The sequence below is a fragment of the Klebsiella sp. JB_Kp004 genome, assembly GCF_040065795.1.
Lineage (GTDB): Bacteria > Pseudomonadota > Gammaproteobacteria > Enterobacterales > Enterobacteriaceae > Klebsiella > Klebsiella quasipneumoniae.
Map to the genome: position 1 here is coordinate 1 of NZ_JBEAKW010000024.1, position 2,858 is coordinate 2,858.

Consider the following 2,858-nt stretch of genomic DNA (forward strand, 5'->3'; position numbering starts at 1 on the left):
ATTCGAGATGAGAGCCTGTACGCAAGTACGGGCTCTTTTCTTTTATATTCTCCGCCGGGGGGACGCCCCCCGGGAAAAGCGAATCCCGAAGCTAATCCTCCTCCATTCGTTGATACTCTTCGCTGAGGTAATCCACCAGCGCTCTAACGGAGGGCAGCAGCCCGCGCCGGGAGGCAAATACCGCATGGATCACTTCCCGCCGCGGCTGCCACTCATCCAGTACCACCTCTAACTCCCCTGACGCCAGCTGATCGCGCACCATCAATAAAGGAAGCTGCACCACCCCCACGCCGGCTATTGCCGCCTCGCGCAGCGCCAGCATATCGGTGGTCACCATTCGCGGCGTGAAATACACCTCCGCCCTTGCCCCTTCAGGCCCGGTAAGCTGCCATTTATGCTGATGCTTGTTCGCCCCCAGGCTGAGCCCCGGCCAGTCGCTCAGCTCAGACGGCGCCTGCGGGCGTCCGAGCCGGGAAATCAGCTCCGAACTGGCCACCAGCCGGTGCCCACGGTCCGCCAGCACGCGCATCACCAGGTCGCTGTCCTCGATTGGCCGGGGACGGACGCGGATCGCCACATCAATGCCCTCACCGACCACATCCACCCGGCGGTTGGTCGCCTCAAGATGCAATGTTACCCCGGGATAGCGCGCCATAAATCGCGCCAGCATCGGTCCGATATGGACATGCAGCAAGGTGACCGGACAGGTGATCCTGACGCTGCCGCGCGGCTCGGCGCGCAGCGTGTCGACCGCCTGCTGCGCCGCCTCGGCCTCAATCAGCATCGCTTTGCAATGCTGGTAAAAGGTCTGCCCGACCTCGGTGACCGCGAACTGGCGAGTGGTTCGCTGAATCAAACGCACGCCCAACCGCTCCTCGAGTTGCGCAATACGGCGGCTGAGCTTGGATTTCGGCTGGTCAAGCGCTCGCCCCGCCGCGGCGAAACCGCCATGGTCCACGACCTGGACAAACCAGGCGAAGTCATTGAGATCCTGCATCCTTCCTCCATTGTTCCATTTTTGGAACAGTATAGGTCATTTTTGCTTACTACCGCACACGTCGTCCCGGATATAAGCTTATTCACATCAGATACCGATACACAGGAGAAAGCCATGAAACAGATTACAGGAGTCTACACCGCGCCTGCGCAGCATTGGGTAGGCGACGGCTTCCCGGTTCGTTCGATGTTTTCCTATCAGACGCACGGCCAGCAGTTGAGCCCCTTCTTACTGCTCGACTATGCCGGGCCGTACACCTTCCCGGCAGGCAGCGATAAACGCGGCGTCGGTGAGCATCCGCATCGCGGATTCGAAACCGTCACTATCGTCTACGCCGGTGAAGTAGAGCATCGTGACTCCACCGGACGCGGCGGGGTGATCGGCCCAGGCGACGTGCAATGGATGACGGCCGGCGCCGGGATCCTGCACGAAGAGTTCCACTCGGAGGCCTTCACCCGCAGCGGCGGCGAGCTGAAGATGATCCAGCTGTGGGTCAACCTGCCCGCCAAAGACAAAATGACGGCCCCCGGCTACCAGAGCATTACCGCCGGGACAATCCCCACCGCCGCGCTGGCGAATGGCGCCGGACAGGTTCGGGTTATTGCCGGCCAGTATGACGACGTCAGCGGCCCGGCCCATACCTTCTCACCGCTTAACGTGTGGGATCTGCAGCTGAATCAGGGGCACGACCTCACGCTGCGCCAGCCGGAAGGCTGGAGTACTGCGCTGGTGGTACTGGAAGGGGAAGTGATCATCAACGGTTCCGAACCCGCCCGCGAAGGCCAGCTCGCCGTCCTGAGCCAGGCAGGAGACGCACTGCACCTGGAGGCGACAACCCAGGCAAAAGTTCTGCTGATGGCCGGCGAACCGCTGCAGGAGCCGATTGTGGGCTATGGCCCCTTTGTCATGAATAACAAAACACAGATCGCAGAAGCCGTTCGCGATTTTAACAGCGGCCGCTTTGGCCAAATCTAACTCATTGAGGTGAATACTATGTCTACTCCCGCTAACTTTAACGGTGCTCGTCCGGTGATTGATGTCAACGATACCGCCATGCTGTTGATTGACCACCAGAGCGGCCTGTTCCAGACCGTCGGCGATATGCCGATGCCAGAGCTGCGCGCTCGCGCCGCCGCGCTGGCGAAGATGGCCTCGCTTGCCGGGATCCCGGTGATCACCACCGCTTCCGTGCCGCAGGGGCCGAACGGTCCGCTGATCCCGGAGATTCATGAGAACGCGCCGCATGCGAAATACATCGCCCGTAAAGGCGAGATCAACGCCTGGGATAACCCGGAATTCGTCGCCGCGGTGAAAGCGACCGGTCGCAAAACGCTGATTATCGCCGGGACCATCACCAGCGTCTGCATGGCCTTCCCGGCGATTGCCGCCGTCGCCGACGGTTATAAAGTGTTCGCCGTGATTGACGCTTCCGGCACCTACAGCAAAATGGCGCAGGAGATCACCCTGGCTCGCGTGGTACAGGCCGGCGTAGTGCCGATGGATACCGCCGCCGTCGCCTCTGAGCTGCAGCGTACCTGGAATCGCCCGGACGCCGCAGAATGGGCGGAGGTGTACACCAAAGTCTTCCCGGCCTACCAGCTGCTGATCGAAAGCTATAGCAAAGCGCAGGACGTCGTGAAGAATAACGAACAGCTTGATTCCCAGCGCTAAAACGCCTGCCCCGCTACGTCGCAGCGGGGCGTTGTTCATTGCGTGAGCGGTCGGTAAAGAAAGAAGAAATTATGCTTGACCGTTTAAACGCAACTCCCTATAGTAGCGCCCCGTTGCCCACCCAAGGTGAGCAGCAAGACAATATGGTGAGGTGTCCGAGTGGCTGAAGGAGCACGCCTGGAAAGTGTGT

3 protein-coding genes are annotated in these 2,858 nt (G+C 60.7%); 2 read left to right on the plus strand and 1 reads right to left on the minus strand.

Annotated elements, in window-relative coordinates; genetic code table 11:
• Positions 1–91: 91 nt before the first annotated feature.
• Positions 92–997 carry a LysR family transcriptional regulator gene (locus ABLX76_RS13785; protein WP_060592254.1) on the minus strand — a complete coding sequence of 302 codons (906 nt, stop codon included), beginning with the start codon at positions 995–997 and terminating at the stop codon, positions 92–94.
• 114 nt (positions 998–1,111) lie between these two features.
• Between ABLX76_RS13785 and ABLX76_RS13790 the strand changes: the two genes are divergently transcribed.
• Positions 1,112–1,972 (plus strand): pirin family protein, encoded by an 861-nt coding sequence (locus tag ABLX76_RS13790; RefSeq protein ID WP_048297224.1) that lies wholly within the window; start codon positions 1,112–1,114, stop codon positions 1,970–1,972.
• 18 nt (positions 1,973–1,990) lie between these two features.
• On the plus strand, positions 1,991–2,668 hold the full coding sequence (locus tag ABLX76_RS13795) for an isochorismatase family protein (RefSeq protein ID WP_002898927.1): 678 nt from the start codon (positions 1,991–1,993) through the stop codon (positions 2,666–2,668).
• Positions 2,669–2,858 lie beyond the last annotated feature (190 nt).